The organism is Pseudomonas sp. J452 (assembly GCF_024666525.1).
Classification (GTDB): Bacteria; Pseudomonadota; Gammaproteobacteria; order Pseudomonadales; family Pseudomonadaceae; genus Aquipseudomonas.
The window spans coordinates 217,841-239,034 of record NZ_CP088294.1 but is presented as its reverse complement, the minus strand read 5'-3'; the positions used below and the strand labels follow the sequence as shown (position 1 = coordinate 239,034).

Annotated in this window: 17 protein-coding genes; 12 read left to right on the top strand and 5 right to left on the bottom strand. The window is 60.2% G+C overall.

What is annotated here, in order from left to right:
- The 3 genes from LRS11_RS01080 to LRS11_RS01070 all read left to right on the top strand — a co-directional run bounded on the left by LRS11_RS01080 (position 1) and on the right by LRS11_RS01070 (position 3,464).
- Positions 1-504, top strand: a complete 504-nt coding sequence (locus LRS11_RS01080; protein ID WP_260496986.1) for a DUF2840 domain-containing protein — start codon at positions 1-3, stop codon at positions 502-504.
- Positions 501-1,049, top strand: a complete 549-nt coding sequence (locus tag LRS11_RS01075; RefSeq protein ID WP_260495164.1) for a S26 family signal peptidase — start codon at positions 501-503, stop codon at positions 1,047-1,049. The genes LRS11_RS01080 and LRS11_RS01075 overlap by 4 nt, the downstream gene beginning before the upstream one ends.
- Before the next feature lie 435 nt (positions 1,050-1,484).
- A complete protein-coding gene (locus LRS11_RS01070; RefSeq protein ID WP_260495163.1) occupies positions 1,485-3,464 on the top strand; it encodes a relaxase/mobilization nuclease and DUF3363 domain-containing protein in 1,980 nt (659 codons plus the stop codon).
- Positions 3,465-3,623: 159 nt separating this feature from the next.
- Here the strand turns inward: LRS11_RS01070 and LRS11_RS01065 are convergent, their stop codons facing one another.
- Positions 3,624-4,532 carry a LysR family transcriptional regulator gene (locus LRS11_RS01065; protein WP_260495162.1) on the bottom strand — a complete coding sequence of 303 codons (909 nt, stop codon included), beginning with the start codon at positions 4,530-4,532 and terminating at the stop codon, positions 3,624-3,626.
- A 78-nt stretch (positions 4,533-4,610) separates the two neighbouring features.
- Here LRS11_RS01065 and LRS11_RS01060 point away from each other — a divergent pair, with 78 nt between their 5' ends.
- From LRS11_RS01060 to LRS11_RS01050, 3 genes are all read left to right on the top strand, one after another.
- Positions 4,611-5,864, top strand: a complete 1,254-nt coding sequence (locus LRS11_RS01060) for an acyl-CoA dehydrogenase family protein (protein ID WP_260495161.1) — start codon at positions 4,611-4,613, stop codon at positions 5,862-5,864.
- A 74-nt stretch (positions 5,865-5,938) separates the two neighbouring features.
- Entirely contained in the window at positions 5,939-7,057 is a 1,119-nt protein-coding gene (locus tag LRS11_RS01055) for a phosphotransferase family protein (RefSeq protein ID WP_260495160.1), read from the top strand.
- A gap of 59 nt (positions 7,058-7,116) precedes the next feature.
- Positions 7,117-7,866 carry an SDR family oxidoreductase gene (locus LRS11_RS01050; protein WP_260495159.1) on the top strand — a complete coding sequence of 250 codons (750 nt, stop codon included), beginning with the start codon at positions 7,117-7,119 and terminating at the stop codon, positions 7,864-7,866.
- A 193-nt stretch (positions 7,867-8,059) separates the two neighbouring features.
- Here LRS11_RS01050 and LRS11_RS01045 read toward each other — a convergent pair whose 3' ends face one another.
- Together LRS11_RS01045 and LRS11_RS01040 are read right to left on the bottom strand one after the other, a co-directional pair.
- The gene (locus LRS11_RS01045; RefSeq protein WP_260495158.1) at positions 8,060-8,950 is read right to left on the bottom strand and encodes a LysR family transcriptional regulator; all 891 of its coding nucleotides are present in this window, start codon (positions 8,948-8,950) and stop codon (positions 8,060-8,062) included.
- A 395-nt stretch (positions 8,951-9,345) separates the two neighbouring features.
- Positions 9,346-10,017 carry a TetR/AcrR family transcriptional regulator gene (locus LRS11_RS01040; RefSeq protein ID WP_260495157.1) on the bottom strand — a complete coding sequence of 224 codons (672 nt, stop codon included), beginning with the start codon at positions 10,015-10,017 and terminating at the stop codon, positions 9,346-9,348.
- A gap of 848 nt (positions 10,018-10,865) precedes the next feature.
- Between LRS11_RS01040 and LRS11_RS01035 the strand changes: the two genes are divergently transcribed.
- The 4 genes from LRS11_RS01035 to LRS11_RS01020 all read left to right on the top strand — a co-directional run bounded on the left by LRS11_RS01035 (position 10,866) and on the right by LRS11_RS01020 (position 17,831).
- Positions 10,866-12,743 (top strand): DUF1302 domain-containing protein, encoded by a 1,878-nt coding sequence (locus LRS11_RS01035; RefSeq protein ID WP_260495156.1) that lies wholly within the window; start codon positions 10,866-10,868, stop codon positions 12,741-12,743.
- A 22-nt stretch (positions 12,744-12,765) separates the two neighbouring features.
- Entirely contained in the window at positions 12,766-14,118 is a 1,353-nt protein-coding gene (locus tag LRS11_RS01030; RefSeq protein ID WP_260495155.1) for a DUF1329 domain-containing protein, read from the top strand.
- A 132-nt stretch (positions 14,119-14,250) separates the two neighbouring features.
- The gene (locus LRS11_RS01025) at positions 14,251-15,438 is read left to right on the top strand and encodes a WD40/YVTN/BNR-like repeat-containing protein (protein WP_260495154.1); all 1,188 of its coding nucleotides are present in this window, start codon (positions 14,251-14,253) and stop codon (positions 15,436-15,438) included.
- Positions 15,435-17,831, top strand: a complete 2,397-nt coding sequence (locus LRS11_RS01020) for an efflux RND transporter permease subunit (protein ID WP_409519770.1) — start codon at positions 15,435-15,437, stop codon at positions 17,829-17,831. Before LRS11_RS01025 ends, LRS11_RS01020 begins: the two co-directional genes overlap by 4 nt.
- 70 nt (positions 17,832-17,901) lie before the next feature.
- Here LRS11_RS01020 and LRS11_RS01015 read toward each other — a convergent pair whose 3' ends face one another.
- Positions 17,902-18,411, bottom strand: coding sequence for an alpha/beta hydrolase (locus LRS11_RS01015; RefSeq protein WP_260495152.1), 510 nt, complete (start codon positions 18,409-18,411; stop codon positions 17,902-17,904).
- Positions 18,377-18,721, bottom strand: a complete 345-nt coding sequence (locus LRS11_RS01010; protein ID WP_260495151.1) for an alpha/beta fold hydrolase — start codon at positions 18,719-18,721, stop codon at positions 18,377-18,379. The genes LRS11_RS01015 and LRS11_RS01010 overlap by 35 nt, the downstream gene beginning before the upstream one ends.
- A gap of 206 nt (positions 18,722-18,927) precedes the next feature.
- On the opposite strand from LRS11_RS01010, the gene LRS11_RS01005 reads away from it, so the two are divergent.
- Both LRS11_RS01005 and LRS11_RS01000 read left to right on the top strand, forming a co-directional pair.
- Positions 18,928-19,830: a LysR family transcriptional regulator gene (locus LRS11_RS01005; protein ID WP_260495150.1), complete on the top strand. Its 903-nt coding sequence runs from the start codon at positions 18,928-18,930 to the stop codon at positions 19,828-19,830.
- Between the two features lie 130 nt (positions 19,831-19,960).
- Complete coding sequence (locus tag LRS11_RS01000) at positions 19,961-21,187, top strand: NADH:flavin oxidoreductase/NADH oxidase family protein (RefSeq protein ID WP_260495149.1); 1,227 nt, start codon at positions 19,961-19,963, stop codon at positions 21,185-21,187.
- Positions 21,188-21,194: the final 7 nt, after the last annotated feature.

Sequence of the window (21,194 nt, the reverse complement as noted above, 5' to 3'; positions counted from 1 at the left end):
ATGCCGCCGCCATCGCTCGCGGTGCTCGTCGGGCAGACCGACGCCGCGCAGCTGACCCGCGTGTCGCTCACCTATGTGGAGCAGCGCATCAAGCTCTACCTGCGTTTCGGCGAGCCGGCGCGTATCACCCGCCTGGACCACTGGCGACGTGTCGCGGTGTTCCTGCCGGGTGCTGTGTTCTGCCGCATTCGCTGGCAAGCCAACGACTACGGCACGATCTCCTGGCAGCTTATGGTGATGCAGGCCTGCACACCCCTGGACGCGGTGCAGCGCATCCCCGGTGTGCTGCCCGGAGCGCTGTTGTTGCTGCACGCCGAAGGTGAGCTGGTCGTGCGAGCTGTGCTGGCGCAGATCGATGCCATCGACGCGCTCGGCATCTCTCCGGCTGCCGTATCGCCCGCGTACTGGCGCACGCTTTGCAACCGGCTCGCCGCGCGCCTGCCGCTGTCGGCGTACACCACCGAGCGGCATGCCGCCTGGCTGGCGGGGAGGGCGTCTCCATGAGGGCCCCTCGTTCGCGCCAGCGTGTGCGCTTCGTGTTGGCAACGCTTTCCGCCTGTGGCCTTGCTGCGCTCGCCTGGGCGTCCTTCGTGCAGCCCGATGTTCGGGTCATCTACAACGCTTCGGACAGCGTGCCGGTCGGCTGGTATCGCGTCGATCCAGCGGGGCAGCGGATCGACTCGCTGCCGGTTGGCAGCATCGTGCTGATCCGGCTGCCGGATACCGCTGCCACGTTTGCCGCGCAGCGCGGCTACCTGCCGATAGGCATCCCACTGCTCAAGCGCGTGGGCGCGGTGTCGCCGCAGGAGGTGTGCGTCACTGACGGGAACGTGCGCATCGACGGCGTGCCTGCGGCCGCCGTACTGCGTGCCGACCGGCTGGGCCGACCATTGCAGGCCTGGCTGGGCTGCCGCCGACTTCAGTCCGGCGAGCTGTTCCTGCTGAGCACGACCAATCCGACGTCGTTCGACAGCCGCTATTTCGGGTCAGTTGGTGCCTCCGCCGTGCTCGGCGTGGCGCATCCGCTCCGGTTGGAGACAGGCCGATGATGGGGGTCGACTCGCTGCACTGCGTCGAGCTATCCGGCGCGTCGTCCTGTTGGCTGTCGCCATGTCGTTGCGCATGCAGCGCGGATGCATTCGCACTGCGCTTCTCGCAACCTTCGGAGCAGCCATCCAGCGTGCAGGCGTCCTGCCTCGAGCGCGCACGACTGGGGCCGTCACCGCGTTTGCCGGCGGGCTGGCTGCGAGCCGCGCAGCGCCGACGGGCCGTCGGGGCTTGGAGCGCATGCGACAGGCAATAGCGGAAGGCAAGACAAAAGGAGGCGGCACCTGGCCGCCCGCAACACCAGTCTGCACGTGTGGGAGGAGCGGCACGGCGCGGCTTCACCGCCGTGCCGTATACGGCGCGCAACGCGCGCCGATGCTGGCATGCCCGCGTGCTTCACACGCCAGGGCGCGCCCTGGTTTGCCGAGGTAACAGCCATGACCGACCGCCGCGACGACGATTTCCGCATCCGGCCCAGTGCGTCGAAGAACCGCGACAAGGGCTTCGTTCCCAAGGTGCTCAAGCAGGTTGGCAAGGCCGGTGGAAAGTCGGCTGTGCGGAGCCCAGCACTGGCCGGCGGCAAGGGACAACACGCTGGCCAGCGGCCCGGCTCGCGGCTGGGGCGAGGGCACACGGCAGCGCGTTTCGCGGGTGCCTCGCTCACGTCATTATCGCGCCGGGTGGCCATCAAGACCCTGTTGGTCAACCAGCGCCAGGCCAGCCCGAAGTCGCTGGCCAAGCACCTGCGCTACATCGAGCGCGACGGCGCCGGCCGCGATGGCGAACCGGGGCGGGCCTATGGGCCGCCGGCGGACGATGCCGACCTCGGTGCCTTCAGAGAGCGCTGCGCTGGTGATCGCCACCATTTCCGCTTCATCGTCGCGCCAGAGGACGGCGCAGAGCTGGACGACCTGCGCACCTACACCCGGAATCTGATGTGGCGCATAGAGGCCGATCTGGGCACGCGGCTGGACTGGGTGGCGGTGGATCACTGGAACACCGATAACCCGCACACCCATATCGTCGTGCGTGGGCGCGACGACACCGGCAAGGACCTCATCATCGCCGGCGACTACATCGCCCACGGCTTCCGCCACCGGGCCGCCGAACTGGCTACCGAATGGTTGGGGCCACGCACCGAGCTGGAGATCCAGCGGACCTTGCAGCGCGAAGTGGAGCAGGAGCGGTGGACGAGCTTGGATCGCACACTGCGACGCGAGGCTGGTGACGATGGTCTATTGCATGTCGAACGCCTCCACGAGCCCCGCCTGCAACGCCAGCGTCTGCTACTGATTGGTCGCCTGCAACGCTTGCAGCGCATGGGCCTGGCCGACGAAGCTCGGCCAGGCACCTGGACCCTCCATGCCGACGCTGAAAAGACCTTGCGCACCCTGGGCGAGCGTGGGGACATCATCCGCACCCTGCAACGCGCCATGAGCGGCCAGCCGCGTGAGCTGGCGGTGTTCGAGTCTGGCGAGGAGGGGCGTGCGGTTATCGGCCGGGTGGCTGCCAAGGGGCTGGCCGATGAGCTGCGCGACCGGGGCTATCTGGTCATCGACGGCACCGATGGCAAGGCCCATTACGTTGCTCTCAATGCCCGCGATGAGCTGGCGAATTACCCGACAGGATCAGTGGTGGAGGTGCGCGGCTCGACCGAGATACGCGCGGCCGACCGTACCATCGGCGCGCTGGCGAGCGACGGCCTGTACCGCACCGATCATCACCTGGTGATTGCCCAAGGGCAGGCCAAGGACGGCCGCGACCCGCGGGACGTTGTCGCGGCCCACGTCCGCCGGCTGGAAGCCTTGCGCCGGGCCGGCATCGTGGAGCGGGTGGCCGAAGGGCTATGGAAAGTGCCCGATGACTTGCCCGAGCGTGGCCGCCAGTACGACGCGCAGCGCCTGGGCGGCGTGGCGGTGGAGCTGAAATCGCACCTGCCGATTGAACGACAGACTCGTGTGATCGGCGCCACATGGCTCGACCAGCAACTGATTTGCGGTGGGCGAGGGCCAGGTAACTTCGGGTTTGGTGGTGAGGTGGGGCAGGCTATGCAACAGCGGGCCGATTTCCTGGTCGAGCAAGGGCTGGCCGAGAAGCAAGGCCAGCGTGTGATCCTGGCGCGCAACCTGTTGGTGACGTTGCTCAACCGGGAGTTGGTCCAGGCCGCTAAGGACATCGCCGCCGACACCGGGTTGGCGCATCGGTCCGTGGAGGACGGGCAGCGCGTAGCCGGCATTTACCGGCGCAGCGTCATGCTCGCTAGCGGACGTTACGCCGTGCTGGATGACGGTAAGGGGTTCAGTCTAGTGCCGTGGATGCCCATCATCGAAAAGCGCCTCGGACAACAGATCGCTGCGACTGTGCGTGGCAACGGGATGTCATGGGAGGTAGGGCAACAGCGGAGGCTTGGTATCTGACTGTTACGTTCACCTAGCGTCCGCCCTATGGAGTGTGACGAAGCGTAATGTCCAGCAGGTTGCTCAGTACCCGTTCAGGCATGTCCAGGTCCGCATAGGCAGAAGTCATGGGCCGGGGACGTCTACCGAAACGGGGGTAATCCAGTGCTCAAGTTCTGCTCAACTCTGAATGACGCCTAGCAGCAGTTCTCGCAGCCAGATATTGGCAACGTCCTTTTCCCGCTCGCGATGCCAGAAAAGGTGTAACTCCACTGCTGGCACGGGCACGGGGAGAAGATGGATGTGATTGTCCGAATGAGCATTTAGGGTGACCGCTAGGCTGCGTGGCATGCTCAGGAGCAGGTCGCTGTTTGCGACCAGGCGGTAGGCCGTTTCGTAGTGCTGGCAGCGTGCGGCCACCTGACGAGTGATGCCGAGGCGAGACAACTCCCAATCCTCGAAACTGCGGCCTGCACGCCGAGAGGAAACGGTGATGTGCTGGGCGGCCATGTAGGTGGTGGCGTCTATGGTTGTGGCTGTACGGCTGACTACGACAAAGTCATCCCGGGTCAGGGGTAAATGCAGTAGCTCATCGTCGGCGGCCTGGGCAACGTCGATGGCACAGTCGACGCGTCCGGTTGCTAGGTCGGATTTCAGGGTGGAACGGTCGATGCGGACACTGGCAAGTTGGACGCCGGGTACTTGGCTGCGCAGTGCGGCGGACAGGGTCGGAAGCAATGCGGGCTCGGCTTCGTCGATTATCGCCACAGTGATCCTGGTGACATCTCGCGCCGGCTCGAAGCTCTCTCCATTGTTGGCCACCCGCTGAAAGAGTTCCAGGCCAGCCTGCACATCTGGCCAGATGCGCAGGGCCGCTGGTGTGGGTACTACACCCTGGGCTTCGCGGATGAACAGTGGGTCGTTCAACTGCTGGCGCATGCGCGCCAAGGCGTGGCTGACTGCTGATTGGCTGATGCACAGTTGCTCCGCCGCACGGGTCAGGTTGCGCTCGCGAAAGATCACGGCAAACACCCGGAACAGGTTGAGGTCCAGTCGGTTCAGGTTGGATGAGTGATTAGATCTGTTCATGTCTTCCAATGAATAATTAGAGCTTCATTCATTATACTGCTTTTCATAGCATGGGCACTCCTACTGGAGATCACTGCTATGAACTTCGATATGAGCCCTCGTGGGCGTGATTACCTCAACCGCGTCAATGCCTTCATCCAGAATCAGATCGAGCCTGTCGAAGAACAGTTCTGGGCCGAAGTGGCCCGTACCTGCCCTGCTGGCGATTGGCGCCAGTGGCAGGTTCCTGCAGTGCTTCAGGAGCTTAAGGCGAAAGCGCGCGCCGAGGGGTTGTGGAACCTGTTCCTGCCCGACGAGGCCCTGGGTGCCGGGTTGTCCGTTCAGGAGTACGCGCCAATAGCGGAGGCGACTGGGCGCAGCTTGCTGGCCCCCAGCGTGTTCAATTGTAACGCTCCCGACTCGGGCAACATGGAAGTGCTCTGGCGCTATGGCAGCGAGATGCAGAAGGAGCGCTGGCTGATGCCCTTGCTGGCTGGCGAGATTCGTTCGGTGTTCTGCATGACCGAGCCGGAGGTTGCATCCTCGGATGCAACCAATATGCAGGCCACCGCCGTGGTCGAGGGTGACGAGATTGTCTTGAGCGGCCGCAAGTGGTGGTCCAGTGGCTTGGGCGATCCACATGCCAAGGTGATTGTGTTCATGGCCCACACACCGGATGCGAGTAAGGGGCGTCATGAACAGCATTCCATGGTGCTGGTGCCGATCGACGCTCCTGGCGTGATCATCGAGCGCATGGTGCCGGTGTTCGGCGAATACGATGCGCCACACGGGCATGGAGAGGTGAGCTTTAACAATGTGCGTGTGCCGCTCGACCATTTCATTGGCGGGCCAGGGCGTGGCTTCGAGATTGCTCAAGGACGCCTTGGTCCGGGACGCATCCATCATTGCATGCGTTGTATCGGTGCGGCGGAGAAGGCGCTGGAGCTGACCATCGACCGAGGCATGCAGCGCTCCGCCTTTGGCAAACCATTGCTCAGTCTGGGCGGAAATCGTGAGCGGGTAGCCGAGGCACGCATTGCCATCGACCAGGCTCGACTCCTGACCCTGTACGCCGCCTGGAAGATCGATAACGTCGGTGCCCTGGCCTCCATGACCGAGATTTCCGCGATTAAGGTGGTGGCGCCCAACGTACTGCAGCAGGTGGCCGACATGGCGATTCAGATCCACGGCGGGGCGGGCGTGAGCCGAGACGTGCCGCTGACCGCTTTTTTCGCCCAGGCGCGCAGTCTGCGCATCGCCGATGGTCCGGACGAGGTACACAAAGGGGTGATCGCCAAGGTCGAGCTGGCCAGGCGGGGTTATTCGGAACGATCTCTCGCCAAGGCCGAGTAGAAATTTTGTCATCGTTGGCGTGCCATGCGCACGCCGATTCCCTAATGAAGTCCCTCCAAGGCTGGAGTATGGGTATGAGTGTATTGGACCAGAGCGGTTTGGTTCGCCAGGGCGAGGAGTTGGACGTCGTGGCGGTGGATCGCTGGCTCAAGCAGCAGCTAAGCGACCTGGTCGGCACGCCGAAGGTCACTCAATATTCCGGTGGCGCGTCCAACTGGACCTACCGCCTGCAGTACGTCAATCGCGACCTTATCCTGCGACGTCCACCCGTCGGTACCAAGGCTGCTGGCGCACACGACATGGTTCGCGAGCACAACATCCAGAAGATGCTCAAGAGCGTTTATCCAGCAGTGCCTGAGATGGTGGCTCTTTGCGAGGACGCAGGTGTGCTTGGCTGCGACTTCTATGTCATGGAACACCTGTCGGGCATCATTCCGCGGGCCAATCTGCCGCGGGAACTGCAGCTCACATCCAGACAGACCCGGGAACTGTGCCTCAATGTTCTCGACCAGTTGATCGCCTTGCACCAGGTGGACTACCGCGCTGCAGGCCTTGAGTCACTGGGCAAGGGTGAGGGGTACTGCAAGCGTCAGGTCAACGGCTGGATCGAGCGCTACCGGAAGTCCCGCACCTGGAACGTGCCCAGCTTCCGCAAGGTGATGGTCTGGTTGATGGCTCATACGCCGTCCGATAGCCGGACCTGCATCATCCATAACGATTGGCGCTTCGACAATGTGGTGTTGTCGGCGCGGGAGCCCACCCGCGTGATCGGGGTGCTGGATTGGGAAATGGCAACCTTGGGTGATCCGCTGATGGATCTGGGCAGCATGCTTGCCTACTGGGTACAGCCGAACGACAACTTCCTGCTGCGCGCGGCCCGTCGCCAACCGAGTCATTTACCGGGCATGCTCGACCGCCAGCAGGTGGTGGCTTATTACCTGAGCAAAACCGACATTCGGGTTGAGAATTGGACTTTCTACGAGGTATTCGGTCTGTTCCGCCTGGCCGGCATCGCGCAACAGATCTATTTCCGCTACCACCACGGACAGACCGATAACCCGGCATTCCGGCGCATCTGGCTGTTCGTCCATGCATTGCATTGGCGTTGCCTGCAGCTCATTCGAAAAAGCGCTCGCGAAGACGGTCGGAATCGTGTGCAGCCAGCGGCATCCGATCTACCTCAATCCGAGTAACCGCAGCCGAGGCGCTCGCGCCGTGCACTGAACCCGTCTGGTACAGAGAGACAATCACCATGCAAGAACGAAAGACAATCCTGATCACCGGTGCCAGTTCCGGCCTTGGAGCGGGCATGGCCCGTGAGTTTGCTGCGCGTGGATATAACCTGGCTCTCTGCGCCAGGCGTACTGAGCAGCTGGAGTCGCTGAAAGCCGAGCTGGAGTTCAGCCATGGTATCCGTGTGGAGGTTCGGGCGCTGGACGTCAACGATCACTCCCAGGTGTTCTCTGTATTTAACGACTTCGCGATGACGTTTGGAGCGTTGGAGCGGGTCATCGTCAATGCGGGAATCGGGGAAGGGCGGCGTATCGGCACCGGCCACTTTGAAACCAACCGGCGCACCGCCGAGACCAACTTCATCGCGGGTCTGGCGCAATGTGAGGCTGCAGTAGAAATCTTCCGCCGGCAGAACGTCGGACATCTGGTGATCATGTCTTCGATGAGCGCTAAGCGCGGTTTGCCTAGGCACCTCACCACCTATGCAGCTAGCAAGGCGGCTATTGCTCACCTTGGGGAGGGTATTCGCGCCGAGTTGTTGAACACTCCCATCCGCGTCACGACCTTGTTTCCAGGTTATATCCGTACTGAGCTCAATGCCGGGGCAAAGAAACTACCCTTCGAAGTCACTGAGAAAACTGGTTGCAGGGCTCTGGTTCACACCATAGAGCGTGAACCCGGTACAGCGTGCGTGCCGAGTTGGCCGATGTCGCCAATGGCGATACTGATGCGGCTGCTACCCCTTCGTTGGGTTGCCAGGCTCAGTTGAGGACGTTTCGTGTGACAGCGGGCAACTTGGGGCCGGTATCCCATACATCGGTCCAGCGTGTAGAGCCGTAGGTGGTGACCTAGGCTGACTGCCGAGCTCGCTATACTGACATGCCGCTGGAACTGGCGATGGCACCTCAGGGAGGGGAAGCAACAACAGGAGGGCTTTCTTCATGGCATGAGCCCTTGGGGGATTAGTCTGGATCCTGGACGAGGTTCGCTCGCTCCATGAACCTCTCTAGCTCTGGGGATGCCTTGCCGGCTGGGCGCAGCAGATAGGTGGCGAGTCTGGGAATTTGCCTGGCCAGGGGGCGGGCGGCGATACCGGGGAGTTGGCAGGCAGTGATCTGTGCCTTGCAAACGAAGCCGAGCCCATACCCTGCGGCGACCAGCGCCAGCATCAGATCATGAGAGGCAACGTGTTCGGCTACTATCGGCTGCGCGCTTGCGGTACGTAGGATACGTGTGATCTGGCTATAGAAGCCCTCGCAGATTTCCGGGTGGCAAAGCACCAGCGGGTACTTCAGGACTTCGTCCAACTGGAGGTGCTTTCGGATCAGTAAGGGGTGGCGTGAAGGAAGGGCGATCATCAGCGGATCTTCCCAGAGTGGCTTGGCCAGGACTCCTTCGCCGACCATCGATGAGCGGGCAAAGCCCACGTCGTACAAACTGTTCCTTAGTCCTTTCAGCTGTTGGGTGAGTGGTACCTCTGAAAGCCGGATATCGACATCCGGTTCCTCTTCACGGCAACGAGCAAGAAGGGTGGTTAGTCGATGGGGGATGATACCGTCGGAAAGAACTACCCGAAGTGTGCCGCGGTACCCCGATGCGGCGGCGTGGACGTTGGCCTTGGCCTGTTCCAGAACCAAGAGCAGGTGCCGTACATCATCCAGGAACACCTGGCCGGCCCAGGTCAGGCGCGTGGTTCTCGTGGTCCGCTCAAGCAGTTGGACGCCCAGGCTGGACTCAAGCTCCTTGATTGCTCGCGAAAGAGGGGACTGCTCGATATGCAGTCGCTCGGCAGCCCTCGCAAAGTGCAGCTCTTCGGCCACAGCAACGAAGTACCGGAGATGGCGAAACTCCATGTGATCCTTCCTCTACAGCCAGCCGAAATGGCCGCGTGAAGGGGCGCGCCCCCAACAATCCGGACAGCCGCGCTGTCTGAATGAGTGATGTAATAACCTAACGATGTGAGCGCAAAGCCGATGCCGGCTAATTTCTGCTAGGTCGTGGCCTGGCATGTTTCGAGTGATGACCCTCTGCTGGAGGGATAGTTCAATGAGGGCGCATTGGGAGTGGAAGCCCATGTGCTTCTGCCAGACATGTTTCTCTGCTGGCCGAGTTCCCGGGACACCGCACCACCGTGCTCTACTGCCGCTATCGAAGGCCGCTGCCTCTGGGAGGAAGGGCCGGCCTGGGCCGCAATACCGCCGGCCTCGATGAGGGCGGCGGTATTGCGGCATCTGGAATTGATACGTGGTCAGTTAGCCGGCTGTGCCCGAGGTAGCTTTCTTCGAGCTTTTTCGAGCAGGTTTTTTGCCTCTTTGGTCTGATGAGTGGAGGGAGGTGGGTGCGAAGCCTCCTTGTGCTCTTCGGTGAACTGACCTCTGCCAGAGGCAACGAGGATTTCCAACAGGTCGGCGATCATGCGGCCGGCTTCGTTGATGGTTCCCGGTTCGCGGAGGGGGCGTTGCAGGCTCAATCCATGCGATAGGGCATCAATGGTGCGGGCAAGATCCATTGCGTTCGCTGGCAGCTTGGCAGAGCAGGCTGCGAAGTACTTGGTCAGGATCTGGGCGATTATCGTGAACTTCTGTTCCTGAAGTGCGTAGAAATCCTTCGCAAACTCTGGGCTTCGTCGTGCGTGGAGCTGCAGCTCCATAGTAAGGGCCGGTAGGTTGATTCTGGAGTGCATGGACTTCAGCCACCGCGAAGACTCCCGAATCACTTCCTCAGAGCTCATGCCGACGATCTGCTCCTGCTCCTGGAAATCACGCTCCATATGGGCGCGTAGGAGTTCGAGGAACAGCGCGTCCTTGCTGGGGAAATTGGAATAGACAGCCCCCTTCGAGTAACCCGCCTCGCTGGCGATCAACTCGATTGACGCTCCCCCATAACCCAGTCGGGAAAAAACCACCTCGGCGGCCGCCAACAGCCGCTCTCTGGTCTGGGCCTGTTGCTGCGCTCGGGTCAATCGGACTCGGCTCAATGGATACCCCTCGTATTTCAAAACTAATCGGTATTTAGATTACGCGAGGAATCTTGAGGCGTCCACGTTCCCGGTCTGGATCGATGAGCCTGTTTCCCTTTGTGCATTCCAATAGGCCTTTCCCTCCCCACTTCAAGCAGCAATTCAGCAATACGACCAATGGTGTTAATTTTGGGATTCCAATCGGAATTTGGATACTGTAAGGTATTTGTGTGGCTGTCTAGATGGTGCCTGTTGTTCCTGGGCACAGCGAAGTCGACCGAAGGGTAAGTACAGGAGTCAGTTCGATGGGCGAGATGTTGGCTGGCGAGTTGGCGATGGTCGCCAGGCTTAGTTCTGGTATCGGCGATAAGGTGACGCGAAGTCGGCGACTTGCAAATGCATTCGTCCATCTCCCTGATCGCCAGCAATTCATGTCGGTCGTAAGGGGCAATCAGTCGGGTGATGCATGGCTATGGAACGCGCTGGGTGCGAATCCAGGTCAGTTGAGGCATTCCTTGAATAACCGACCTCTCTCTCATCGTTCTGCCACCCGAAGAGATCGGTATGAGGGCGCCAGCTCGGCGCTTGCGGCCTACATCGCTCAACTCCCAGAGGGCGTCGATCTGGTCATTTCCCCGGCCAGTGAGGGGCTCGTCCCTATGTAGCGGAGGAGATGGCCGCTATCGGCGGCGTCCAGCTCTGAAGACGACCAAGGCGGTCGTTTGTCGCAGGCAGGGATCCAGGATCAGGCACGTTTGTATAGGAGGGTATCCGGAGACGGTTTTCGACTTGGCAGGGCAAACGATCTGTTGACCAACAATAACAAACGGCGGTTCGAGAATATGAAAACAAATACAAGAGCAGTTGATGGAACTGGCGGTGACAAAGGATCTCGCAAGAGTCGTGCAGGCATTGCGGTGTTCGGTGTTGCCTGGTTGCTGATGGATGCCGCGTGCGCGGGCAGTTTTACCACTGACGGCGGTACCGACGTCCGATGGTCCCTGGGAGCATCTCTGGGCAGCAGCTGGCGTGCCCGAAATGCCGACTCGGACTTGATCTCAGTGGGCAATGGCGGCACCGCCAGCGGCGGTAACGACAACGGTGACCTCAACTTCCACCGAAACCAGGCCTACTCTACGGCCTTGAACATCATCGGCGATATCGACGTCAGCAAGGACAACTTCGGTTTCTTTGTCCGAGGCAAGGGGTGGTACGACTACACACTGGAAAGCCGCGGTGTGCCTCACGGCAGTAATGCCAACAGCTATGCGCCTGGGACGAAGCTCGACGATTCGGATTTCGAGAGCCTGTCGAAGTTTTCCGGGTTTTCCCTGCTCGATGCCTACGTTTACGGCACCACCGAGCTGATCGAGAACCATCCGCTCGGTTTCCGGTTGGGCAACCAGGTGGTCAACTGGGGGGAGAGCCTTTTCATCCCCGGCATCAACCAGTTTGGTGCATTCGACCTCACTGCTGCACACCGGCCCGGTGCGCAGGTCAAGGAGATCATGCTGCCGCTGCCCCAACTGTTCACGAGCTTCACGCTTGCGGACAACCTGAGCCTCGAAGCCTTCTATCAGTTCGCCTGGAAGCGGAATGTCCTTGATGGGTGCGGCACCTATTGGTCCCCCTCATCATTGGTCAACTGTTCCGACCAAGTGGCGGTCGTCGGCCCGGCGGAGTTTTCCGACCGTGATCTGTTCAACGGAGTTGCCGCGCTGGGTGGGGCGAACTTCCAGATGTCGAAGGGTTCGGAGCTGGAGCCGAAGGACAGCGGCCAGTTTGGTCTGGCAGTGCGGTTCAGGCCGGACAGCATAGACACCGACCTTGGCCTGTACTTCGCCAACTACCATGCCCGTTTCCCCAATGTCAGCGTCCTCACCTCGCCCACGACGATTCCCGGCTCCGTCTGGTCAGCGGATCCTCCATTCGGCGTCAAGGCCGTCCAGGCTGTGGAGGATTTCAGTGCGGAAAACATCAAGGTCGTTGGCCTGAGTGCCTCGACCGTCATCGCCGGCGCTTCGGTGTTCGGGGAAATCAGTCGTACCTGGGATATCCCCGTGCAGATCAACAGCACGGATCTGGTCAACGGCGTTTCCAATGGTATTGGACCGCAGGCCGCGCTTGGCGCGCTGCCGGCGAACGTCATCAGCCATGGATACGACCGCAAGGCGAAAACCCAGGCGCAACTCTCGGTGATCCAGATATTCCCTCGCCATTTCGGCGCGGAATCCGTCTCGCTGCTCGGTGAGGTCGCCTACCAGCACTGGTCCGGTATTGGTGATCCAGCCACTTCCACGCGCTACGGCCGTGCCGGGGTCTTCGGTTCCGGACCGATAGCCGGTGTTCCTTGCAGCGCACTGAACCCCAACCCGAGTTACTGCGAGAACGACGGGTTCGCCACCACGAATGCCTGGGGCTACCGGGTTCAGGTCGAGGCGAGCTATCCGAACGTATTCGCCAACATCAATGTCAAGCCGCGGCTGTTCTGGTCGCAGGACGTCAAGGGCTATTCAGCCGATGGGATCTTCGTGGAGGGCCGCCAGGTTCTCTCGCCGGCGGTGCGCTTCGACTACGGCAACAAGTACTTCGTCGACCTGAGCTACGCCTTCTACAACCGCAGCGCCAAGTACGACGAGATGCACGACCGCGATTACTACTCGCTGGTCATGGGCGTCAATTTCTAAAAACAAGAACTGGAGGTGTGTCATGCCAACCAAACAACGCAATTGCCTGCTGGCCAGATTAGCCATAGTCGTCTGGCTCTGCTCTTCCACTGCTCATGCCGAAACCTCGGCGCAGGACCGGGATCGACTGGGCAAGGACCTGACGCCCACCGGCGCTGAAATGGCGGGTAACACCGATGGCTCGATTCCCGCCTGGGATGGTGGAATCACGAAGGCGCCGGCCGGTTTCGACCCCAACAAGGGCTATACGAATCCGTTTGCATCGGAGCAGCCGCTCTACACTATTACCGCGGAAAACGTGGCGCAGTACGAACAGCTCCTGGCACCGGGCCAGATCGAGATGCTGAAACGCTATCCGAGCTACAAGATGAAGATTTACCCCAGTCACCGGACCCTGGCATTGCCGCAGGAGGAGTACGACAACATCAAGGCCGAGGCGCCCGGTATCCAGGCGGTCCCCAATGGGCAGGGACTGCGGAACTTGAGGAAGTCGACGGTACCGTTCCCCGTGCCCAAGGACGGGTTGGAGGTGGTGTTCAATCATAAGTATCGGAATACTGGCTTAAGTTTGCAGCGTGAATTTGTGATATTTCCGGTTCAGAGTAACGGCAGTTTCACTCCAATCAAATGGTTCGAATCAAGGACCTTTGGGAAAGTGTTTACAGATGGTCCGCCGAGTGTTGCCGTGTATTATCTTCAACGCACTTTGAGCCCTTCAAATGTGGCCGGTGAGGCAGTTCTCCTACATGAGGTGTTCGATGAAAGTACTGAGAAGCGCAAGACCTGGACATACAATCCAGGCCAGCGTCGAGTTCTTCGCGCGCCGGACGTGGGGTACGACACTCCTCAGTTCAATAGTGATGGCCTAGCCACCATCGACAGCTTTGAGATGTTTAATGGTGCTCCTGATCGTTTCGATTTCAAGCTGGTTGGTAAGAAGGAAATGATTATTTCCTATAATAATTATGACCTGACCAATAAAAGTCTTAAATACACTGATATTGTCAATAAAAACCATCTAAGTCAGGATCTTCCGCGGTACGAAAAACACAGGGTGTGGGTGGTTGAGGCTGCTCTTAAGCCAGGAATGCGACATGTCTATGCTAAGCGGGTTCTGTTTTTCGATGAGGATACTTGGTCGATCGTACATGGAGATCTGTACGACCAGCGAGGTAGTCTCTGGCGTGTACAAGAAAACCATTCAATCAATTTGTATGACGTCAAGCTTATATCGCTAGCGGCACAAATCGACTACGACCTCCAAGCCCGGCGCGCATTTGCCATGTTCTTGGCAAATGAGGAAAAGCCCGTCAGATATGAAGTGAAGCCTCGTTCTTTCTATTCACAGGAGAGCCTGCGGCGAACTAGCAACTAGTTTGTTGGCCTGAGTTTCGTCATAGCGACATAGAATCGCGTGAACGAACCACTCAAGCTTTCCTCGGCATCCAGCTTGCTGGAGAGATCAATAGCAAGCTGGTGTTTGCCCTCACTTTCAAGTGGTGGATGGATGTCAAGAAAAACACATGATCTGGTTTGGTGGCTGCGGGTTGCCGTACTGCTTTCCGGGTGGTCACTGATGTTGCTGGTTCGGCCTGTAGCAGCCGAGGTGGACCCGTTGAATCTGCCTGCAATGAAGTCTGCGAAGGCCACCAGGGCGATCATGTTGGCGGCGAACCATGCCGGCAAACGGATCGTTGTCGCTGGCGAGCGCGGCATCATCCTGTACTCCGATGATGATGGCCGTAGTTGGTCACAGGCCGATGTCCCGGTTTCCGTCACCCTGACGGCGCTGCATTTCCTGAATGAGCATAGTGGCTGGGCCGTTGGGCACGACGGCGTTGTGCTGCATTCCGGTGATGGCGGGAGGAGCTGGAGCAAGCAGGTCGATGGCTATCATCTCAACGAGATCGTGCGGGCCGATGCGGAGGAACAGGTGCGGCAGGCCCGCTCGAGTATCGAGGCGGCTGGCGGCGAGACGGAGGAGTCCCGGCAAGTGCTCGAGCAGGCGGAGTTCATCCTCGATGACGTGACGGCGGGTGCGCAGTTCGGGCCATCCCGGCCGTTGCTGGGTGTCTGGTTTGACAACGCCAACGACGGCTATGTGGTCGGGGCGAACGGACAAATCTTCCACACCCGGGACGGAGGCGGAACCTGGATGTCGGCGGCGAGGAGGCTGAATAACCCCGAAGCCCTTCACTACAACGGTATCGTCGCGGGTGAAGGAGAGGACAAGTTCCTCGCAGGAGAGGGCGGCAAGGTGTACCGCAGCCAAGCGGATGGCACCTGGCAAACCATCGACACCGGCTATAGCGGCGCACTCTATGGCGTCTTGCCGCTTAAGGAGGGCGCCGGTTCCGAGATCCTGCTCGCTTATGGCTTCGGAGGGAACATTCTTCGATCCATGGATGGAGGCGAGACATGGACCCGAATCGAAACGAAAGACAAGGTGGCAACACTGGTGTCCGCTCAGCGCATGGATAGCGGCAAGGTATTGCTGTTGGCACAGGACGGCACGCTGCTCGAAAGCGACGATGCGGGCCTGACATTCACAGCGAGGCGTTCCGAGTCGGGAATGCGCGTGGCGGCGATGGTAAGGCTGGCGGAAGGGCACGCACTGCTCATGACGGGCATAGGCGGAGTGCACCGGGTCGATCTGGACGCCGGCGAGACAGAATCTAGAGACATCACAGAATGAACGCATTTCAACGCAGAGACATGAGCGACGACATCGAGATGTCGATGCACCGGAAGCTTGGCTATCTGGAGCGCTGGTTCGAGCCCTTGCTGTTCGGTCACCGCGTGGCTGTACTGATCCTGTTCGCGCTGATCTCGGCAGGCTTGTTCATCGCCGCGATGAGTCTGCACCTAGACGTCAGTTTCCAGAAGATGGTGCCGAGCCACCATCCCTACATCGCCAACTACCTGCGCTACGAGAACGAGTTGCGTCCCTTGGGTAACGTGGTGCGTATTGCCGTCGAGGCAAAACAGGGCGACATCTACAGCAAGGATTTCCAGGAGACCCTGAAGAAGGTCACCGACGAGGTGTTCTTCATCCCCGGTGTGGACCGGGGGAACATGAAGTCGCTGTGGACGCCGAATGTGATGTGGCAGGAGGTGACCGAGGATGGCTTCGCCGTCGGGCGGATCATCCCCGATGGTTTCGACGGTTCGCCGGAAAAGCTGCGCCAGGTGGCGATCAACGTGCAGCGCTCGGGGTTGATCGGCAGCTTGGTCGCTGGCGACAAGAAATCTTCGATCGTGCTGGTGCCCTTGCTCGAAAATGATCCGCAGACGGGCGAAAAGCTTGACTACGGGCAGTTCTCCGAGCACCTGGAAAGGCTGATCCGCGACAAGTACACGAGCGAGCGGATCGGCATACATATCACTGGGTTCGCTAAGATCGCCGGCGACCTGATTGAGGGTGCGCGTAGCATCGTCATCTTCTTCGCGATCACCTTCGTGCTGACCACGCTCCTGCTGCTGGCCTATTCACGCTGCTGGCGCAGTACCGCAGCGACCATTCTGTGCTGCTCGCTGGCGGTCGTCTGGCAACTGGGAATTGTCGGTCTGCTGGGATATGGACTCAACCCGTACTCGATCCTGGTACCGTTCCTGACATTCGCGATCGGCGTAAGCCATGCGGTGCAGAACATCAACACCATGAGCGCCGACTGCGCGGCTGGGTACAGTCGGCAGGAGGCGGCAAAGCGAACTTTCCGTTTGCTGTTCATTCCGGGATCAATCGCTCTGCTGTGCGACGCCGTCGGCTTCTCGACGATGATGGTGATCGACATCGGTATGATTCGGGAGCTCGCCATCAGTGCCAGCATCGGTGTGCTGGTCATCATCTTCACCAAGATGTTCCTGTTGCCGGTGGTGATGTCCCTGTTCGGCGTGTCGGAGGCGAATCTACGGCATCAGCGGAAGAAGGCGGCCAGCCCCCACCGGGTAGCGCGATTCTTCGCGCGGACGGTGGAGCCTGGTCCGGCCCTCGTGACCCTGCTGGCGCTGGCGCTTGTGTTCGGATTCTCCTGGTACCTGCGGCTGGATCTGAAGATAGGCGACCTTGATCGTGGAGCTCCGGAGCTGAGGGTGGACAGCCGCTACAACAAGGACAACGACTTCATCGCCAGCCGCTATTCGACCAGTTCCGACGTGTTCGTCGTCATGGTCAGGACGAAGCCCGGCGAGTGTGGCTCCTATCCGGTCACGAGTGCCGTCGAGCGTCTCAAGTGGGCGCTGGAAAGCAGCCCAGGCGTCGAGTCAACCCATGCACTATCCAACGAAATGATGAAGTTCGTTGCCGGCTCCAACGGCGGTGACTTGCGCTGGTATGCGTTGTCGCGCAACCGCTATGTGGCCAACTCCGCGTTTAAGGCGATTCCCAGCGAGCTCTACAACAGCGACTGCTCGATGGTGCCGGTGATCGCCTACCTAGCTGATCACAAGGCGGAAACCCTGACCCAAGTAGTCGAAATCGTTGAGCATTTCGCGGCCGATAACAACAACGAAGACGTCGTCTTCATGGCGGCCGCGGGCAACGCGGGGATTGAGGCTGCGACCAATATCGTGATCAAGAGCGCGGAGCCGCTGATGCTGGCGCTGGTCTACGGCATCATCGCTGTGCTGGTCTGGTGGGAGTTCTCATCGTGGCGGGTGGCGCTATGCATCATGATCCCGCTCTATGCTACCTCTGTGTTGTGCGAGGCGATCATGGCGCAGTTGGGGCTGGGGGTGAAGGTCGCGACCCTGCCGGTAATTGCCCTGGGTGTCGGCATCGGTGTCGATTACGGTATCTACATCTACAACCGTATCGAGAACTTCATGGCCGAAGGCCTGCCTTTCGAAGTGGCATACTTTGAAACGCTGAAGACAACCGGTGCTGCCGTGGTGATCACGGGGATCACCCTCGCCCTGGGGGTTGCCACTTGGATTTTTTCCGACATCAAGTTCCAGGCGGACATGGGATTGCTGTTGATGTTCATGTTCATCTGGAACATGTTCGGCGCGATCCTCATGATGCCGGCACTGGCGCGTTTCGTGGTAGTGCCGGGGATCAAGCCAGCGAAGTTGTGCAGGCTGGCCTAGCGCCGGCCTGGTCACGCGTCGATGGCGGCGATGTCGAGCACCTCGTCGAACGTGGCTGTCGAGTTCATTCCTAGCGACGGATGAAAGCTTCGATCATGTTGCTGGTTTCGGCGGGGCATTCCAGGCCGGCGAGATGCGCCGCCCTTTGCATCACGACGAATGATGAATCCGGTATGGCGTCTGCCATGGCGCGAGTCTCGGCAACCGGGAAGGTCGCATCTTCGACGCCGGCGACGACCATGACTGGGGTACGGATGGTCTGGAGCAGCCCGTGCTGGTCCGGACGGCGAAGGACGACGCTCTCCACAGCCCAGCGCGCTGATCGGAAATCGATTCTCTCCAGCGCAGCACGAACACTCGCCACGATCTCTGGCCTTTCCCTCAGGCTGGTGGGGCCCAGGAATGCGGCAGTTGCGCTTGCCCGGAGAGGTCCCCGGATACCACGCAACAGGCGTCCGATCTGGACCATCAGTTGGAATTGCAGGCGCTGTCGTGGGCCGCAAGGCGAGGCCGTGCCGTTCATGAGGATGGCTACGCCGATGCGATCAGGATGGCGCGCGGCAAAGGTTCCGCCGATCATCGCCCCCCCACGAGTTGCCGACGTAATGGGCTCGATGGATGTCCAGTGCGTCCAGGATATTGACGATGCATTCGGCGCAGGTCGGGAAGTCGAAACGGCGTGCCAGCGCTGAGCTTCCACCGTGGCCTGGCGGGTCAATCAGGACCACCCGATAACGTGGCAGTAGCCTGTGAGCGACCCCATTCCACATCGTTCCGTCCATCAGCAGACTCGGCCAGAACAGAATCGCCGGGCCTTCTCCGCCGATCCGGACGCGCAGCTTCCCAAGCACAGTTTGGATGCTTCGCTCCTGGAACACGTCCTGACTCATATTTCGCTCCTGGTGTGTGCGTTTGCGAAGACCACGGGGTGTGGATAGTCGATTGGCAGGCTTTGGTACGGGCTCGGTGTGCGGGTATCAGCGGCGTGTGCCATATGGGGTATTCTGAAGACGTTGGAGTAGCAATCTAACTTCTATTGATCATTCGTTTAAATTATATTTTTTGATGTTTATTCATTTCTTGAGTGAATATATAGATGCTCAGTGGGGAACGTATTGACCTGAACCTGTTTCGGGTTTTTGACGCCATTCATCGCACAGGCAGCGTCACCCAGGCAGCTGCCCAACTCCACTTGACTCAGCCTGCCATCAGCAATGCATTGCGCCGTTTGCGTGAGCAGTTCGACGATCCCCTGTTCGTCCGGGATGGGCGCCGTGTCGTCCCCACGCCACGTGCCAAAGCTATGGCGGCGGAGGTGGCAGATGCCTTGCGAGCGTTGCAGCAGACTCTGAAGAGTCCTCAGAGTTTTCCGGCGGACACTTCGACAAGACGGTTCGTGCTGGGTATGCGCGATGTGTTGGAGTCGGTCCTGATGCCGTCGTTGATGAGGCGTGTGCTGCAGGGCGCGCCTCACCTCCAGGTGCAAAGCACCGGTATCGAGCGAAGCAGGCTGGAGCGTGAACTGCTATCGGGGGCAGTTGACCTTGCCATCGACGTACCTTTCCCAATTGGCGAGGAGATTGCCCAGGAGCGACTGCTGGAGGACGAGCTGTGCGTGGTAATGCGCAGTGATCACCCATTGGCCGGCGGGCCACTCCGTTTGAAACCGTGGCTGTCGGGCAGGCATATCGTCGTATCGACTCGTCGCACCGGTGCGGTCGTCGAAGACTTGGCACTGCAGCGGGAGGGCTTTCGGCGCGATGTCGCGGTGCGCTGCCAGCATTACCATGCCGCGTGCGAACTCGCCGCGACCAGCGATCTGCTGCTGGTGTTGCCCAAGTTTTTCGCCGCGCGCTTTTCCGGAAGCCTACCTCTCCATCAGGCACCCGTTCCACTGGCGGTTCCCCCGTTGGAGATCATGCTGTACTGGCCGCGTAGTGCCGAAAACGACCCGGGGCACACCTGGCTGCGCGAGCGTATACGCGACGTGCATCCATGATGCGACGTCAGTGGGAGCCAAGAGACTCCAGCCTTTAGCCCAATGTTTGTTTCGGGCCTTCAATGAATGGTTGACCTTAAACCTATCTTTAAACTTACGCTCATGTGAACCACTTTACTGAGTCGTTCACATGAGCCTTTTCGATTCCCTCGCACTACCCAATGGAACTGAAATCCCCAACCGTCTCTGTAAGGCAGCGATGGAGGAGAACATGGGGGATTCCGAGCATCTGCCGTCTGATGAATTGTTACGCCTCTATCAAGCCTGGGCGGACGGCGGTGCCGGCCTGATCCTAAGCGGCAACGTCATGATCGATCGGCGTGCGTTGACAGGACCTGGTGGAGTGGTGCTTGAGAGCGACCGACAACTTGATCGTTTTTGCGAATGGGCAAAGGTGGGGCGTAGCCAAGGTGCCCAATTCTGGCTGCAGATTAATCATCCAGGCCGGCAGATGCTGGCCAGTATGGGGCAGCCAACCTATGCGCCCTCCGCTGTTCCGCTGGAGCTTGGTGCGTTGTCGCGGATGTTTCAGGTCCCGCGGGAAATGACTGAAGCGGATATCCATGACATCGTGCGCCGCTTCACACGAACCGCGGTGTTGGCGGAGGAGGCCGGCTTTACCGGTGTGCAAATCCATGCCGCACACGGTTATCTGATTAGCCAGTTTCTTTCCCCGCTCAGCAACCGCCGTACCGACCGCTGGGGAGGCTCACTGGAAAACCGTGCCCGATTGCTGCTCGAGGTCATCAAGTCGGTGCGTGCCGAAGTGTCGCCGACCTTCTGTGTTTCGGTGAAGTTGAACTCCGCCGATTTCCAGCGCGGCGGCTTCGATACCGCGGACGCGAGGTGCGTACTGGAGATGCTCAACGAGCTCCCGGTGGACCTGGTGGAGCTGTCCGGTGGCAGTTACGAGGCACCCGCTATGCAGGGCGATTCGCGGGATGGCCGTACCCTTGCGAGGGAGGCGTACTTTCTGGAGTTCGCCAAGGACATGGTGTCCTCGGCGCGCATGCCACTGATGGTCACCGGGGGCATCTACCGGCGCGAAGTGGCGGAACGGGTGGTAGCTGGCGGTATCGCCATGGCAGGCATGGCGTCCGCGATGGCCATCGATCCACATCTACCCAAACGCTGGCAGCGCGCCCAGGACGCGGATGCGAAATTACCTCCTATACGCTGGCGGCACAAGTTACTGGCAGCCCGCGCCTACATGGCCAGCATCAAGTACCAGATGCGCGCCATCAGCCTTGGCCGCTCTCCGAATCCCAATGTGTCGCCGCTCCTGGCACTGATCATGGAGCGCCTAGACGTGGCCAAACGCACGCGCCGGTACCGCAAGTGGATGGCCCAGGACTAGATCGGAA

Coding starts and splice junctions, on each gene's coding strand:
- LRS11_RS01080 (WP_260496986.1), top strand. CDS start 1: ATGCCGCCGCCATCGCTCGCGGTGCTCGTCGGGCAGACCGACGCCGCG.
- LRS11_RS01075 (WP_260495164.1), top strand. CDS start 501: ATGAGGGCCCCTCGTTCGCGCCAGCGTGTGCGCTTCGTGTTGGCAACG.
- LRS11_RS01070 (WP_260495163.1), top strand. CDS start 1,485: ATGACCGACCGCCGCGACGACGATTTCCGCATCCGGCCCAGTGCGTCG.
- LRS11_RS01065 (WP_260495162.1), bottom strand. CDS start 4,532: ATGAACAGATCTAATCACTCATCCAACCTGAACCGACTGGACCTCAAC.
- LRS11_RS01060 (WP_260495161.1), top strand. CDS start 4,611: ATGAACTTCGATATGAGCCCTCGTGGGCGTGATTACCTCAACCGCGTC.
- LRS11_RS01055 (WP_260495160.1), top strand. CDS start 5,939: ATGAGTGTATTGGACCAGAGCGGTTTGGTTCGCCAGGGCGAGGAGTTG.
- LRS11_RS01050 (WP_260495159.1), top strand. CDS start 7,117: ATGCAAGAACGAAAGACAATCCTGATCACCGGTGCCAGTTCCGGCCTT.
- LRS11_RS01045 (WP_260495158.1), bottom strand. CDS start 8,950: ATGGAGTTTCGCCATCTCCGGTACTTCGTTGCTGTGGCCGAAGAGCTG.
- LRS11_RS01030 (WP_260495155.1), top strand. CDS start 12,766: ATGCCAACCAAACAACGCAATTGCCTGCTGGCCAGATTAGCCATAGTC.
- LRS11_RS01025 (WP_260495154.1), top strand. CDS start 14,251: ATGTCAAGAAAAACACATGATCTGGTTTGGTGGCTGCGGGTTGCCGTA.
- LRS11_RS01020 (WP_409519770.1), top strand. CDS start 15,435: ATGAACGCATTTCAACGCAGAGACATGAGCGACGACATCGAGATGTCG.
- LRS11_RS01015 (WP_260495152.1), bottom strand. CDS start 18,411: ATGATCGGCGGAACCTTTGCCGCGCGCCATCCTGATCGCATCGGCGTA.
- LRS11_RS01010 (WP_260495151.1), bottom strand. CDS start 18,721: ATGAGTCAGGACGTGTTCCAGGAGCGAAGCATCCAAACTGTGCTTGGG.
- LRS11_RS01005 (WP_260495150.1), top strand. CDS start 18,928: ATGCTCAGTGGGGAACGTATTGACCTGAACCTGTTTCGGGTTTTTGAC.
- LRS11_RS01000 (WP_260495149.1), top strand. CDS start 19,961: ATGAGCCTTTTCGATTCCCTCGCACTACCCAATGGAACTGAAATCCCC.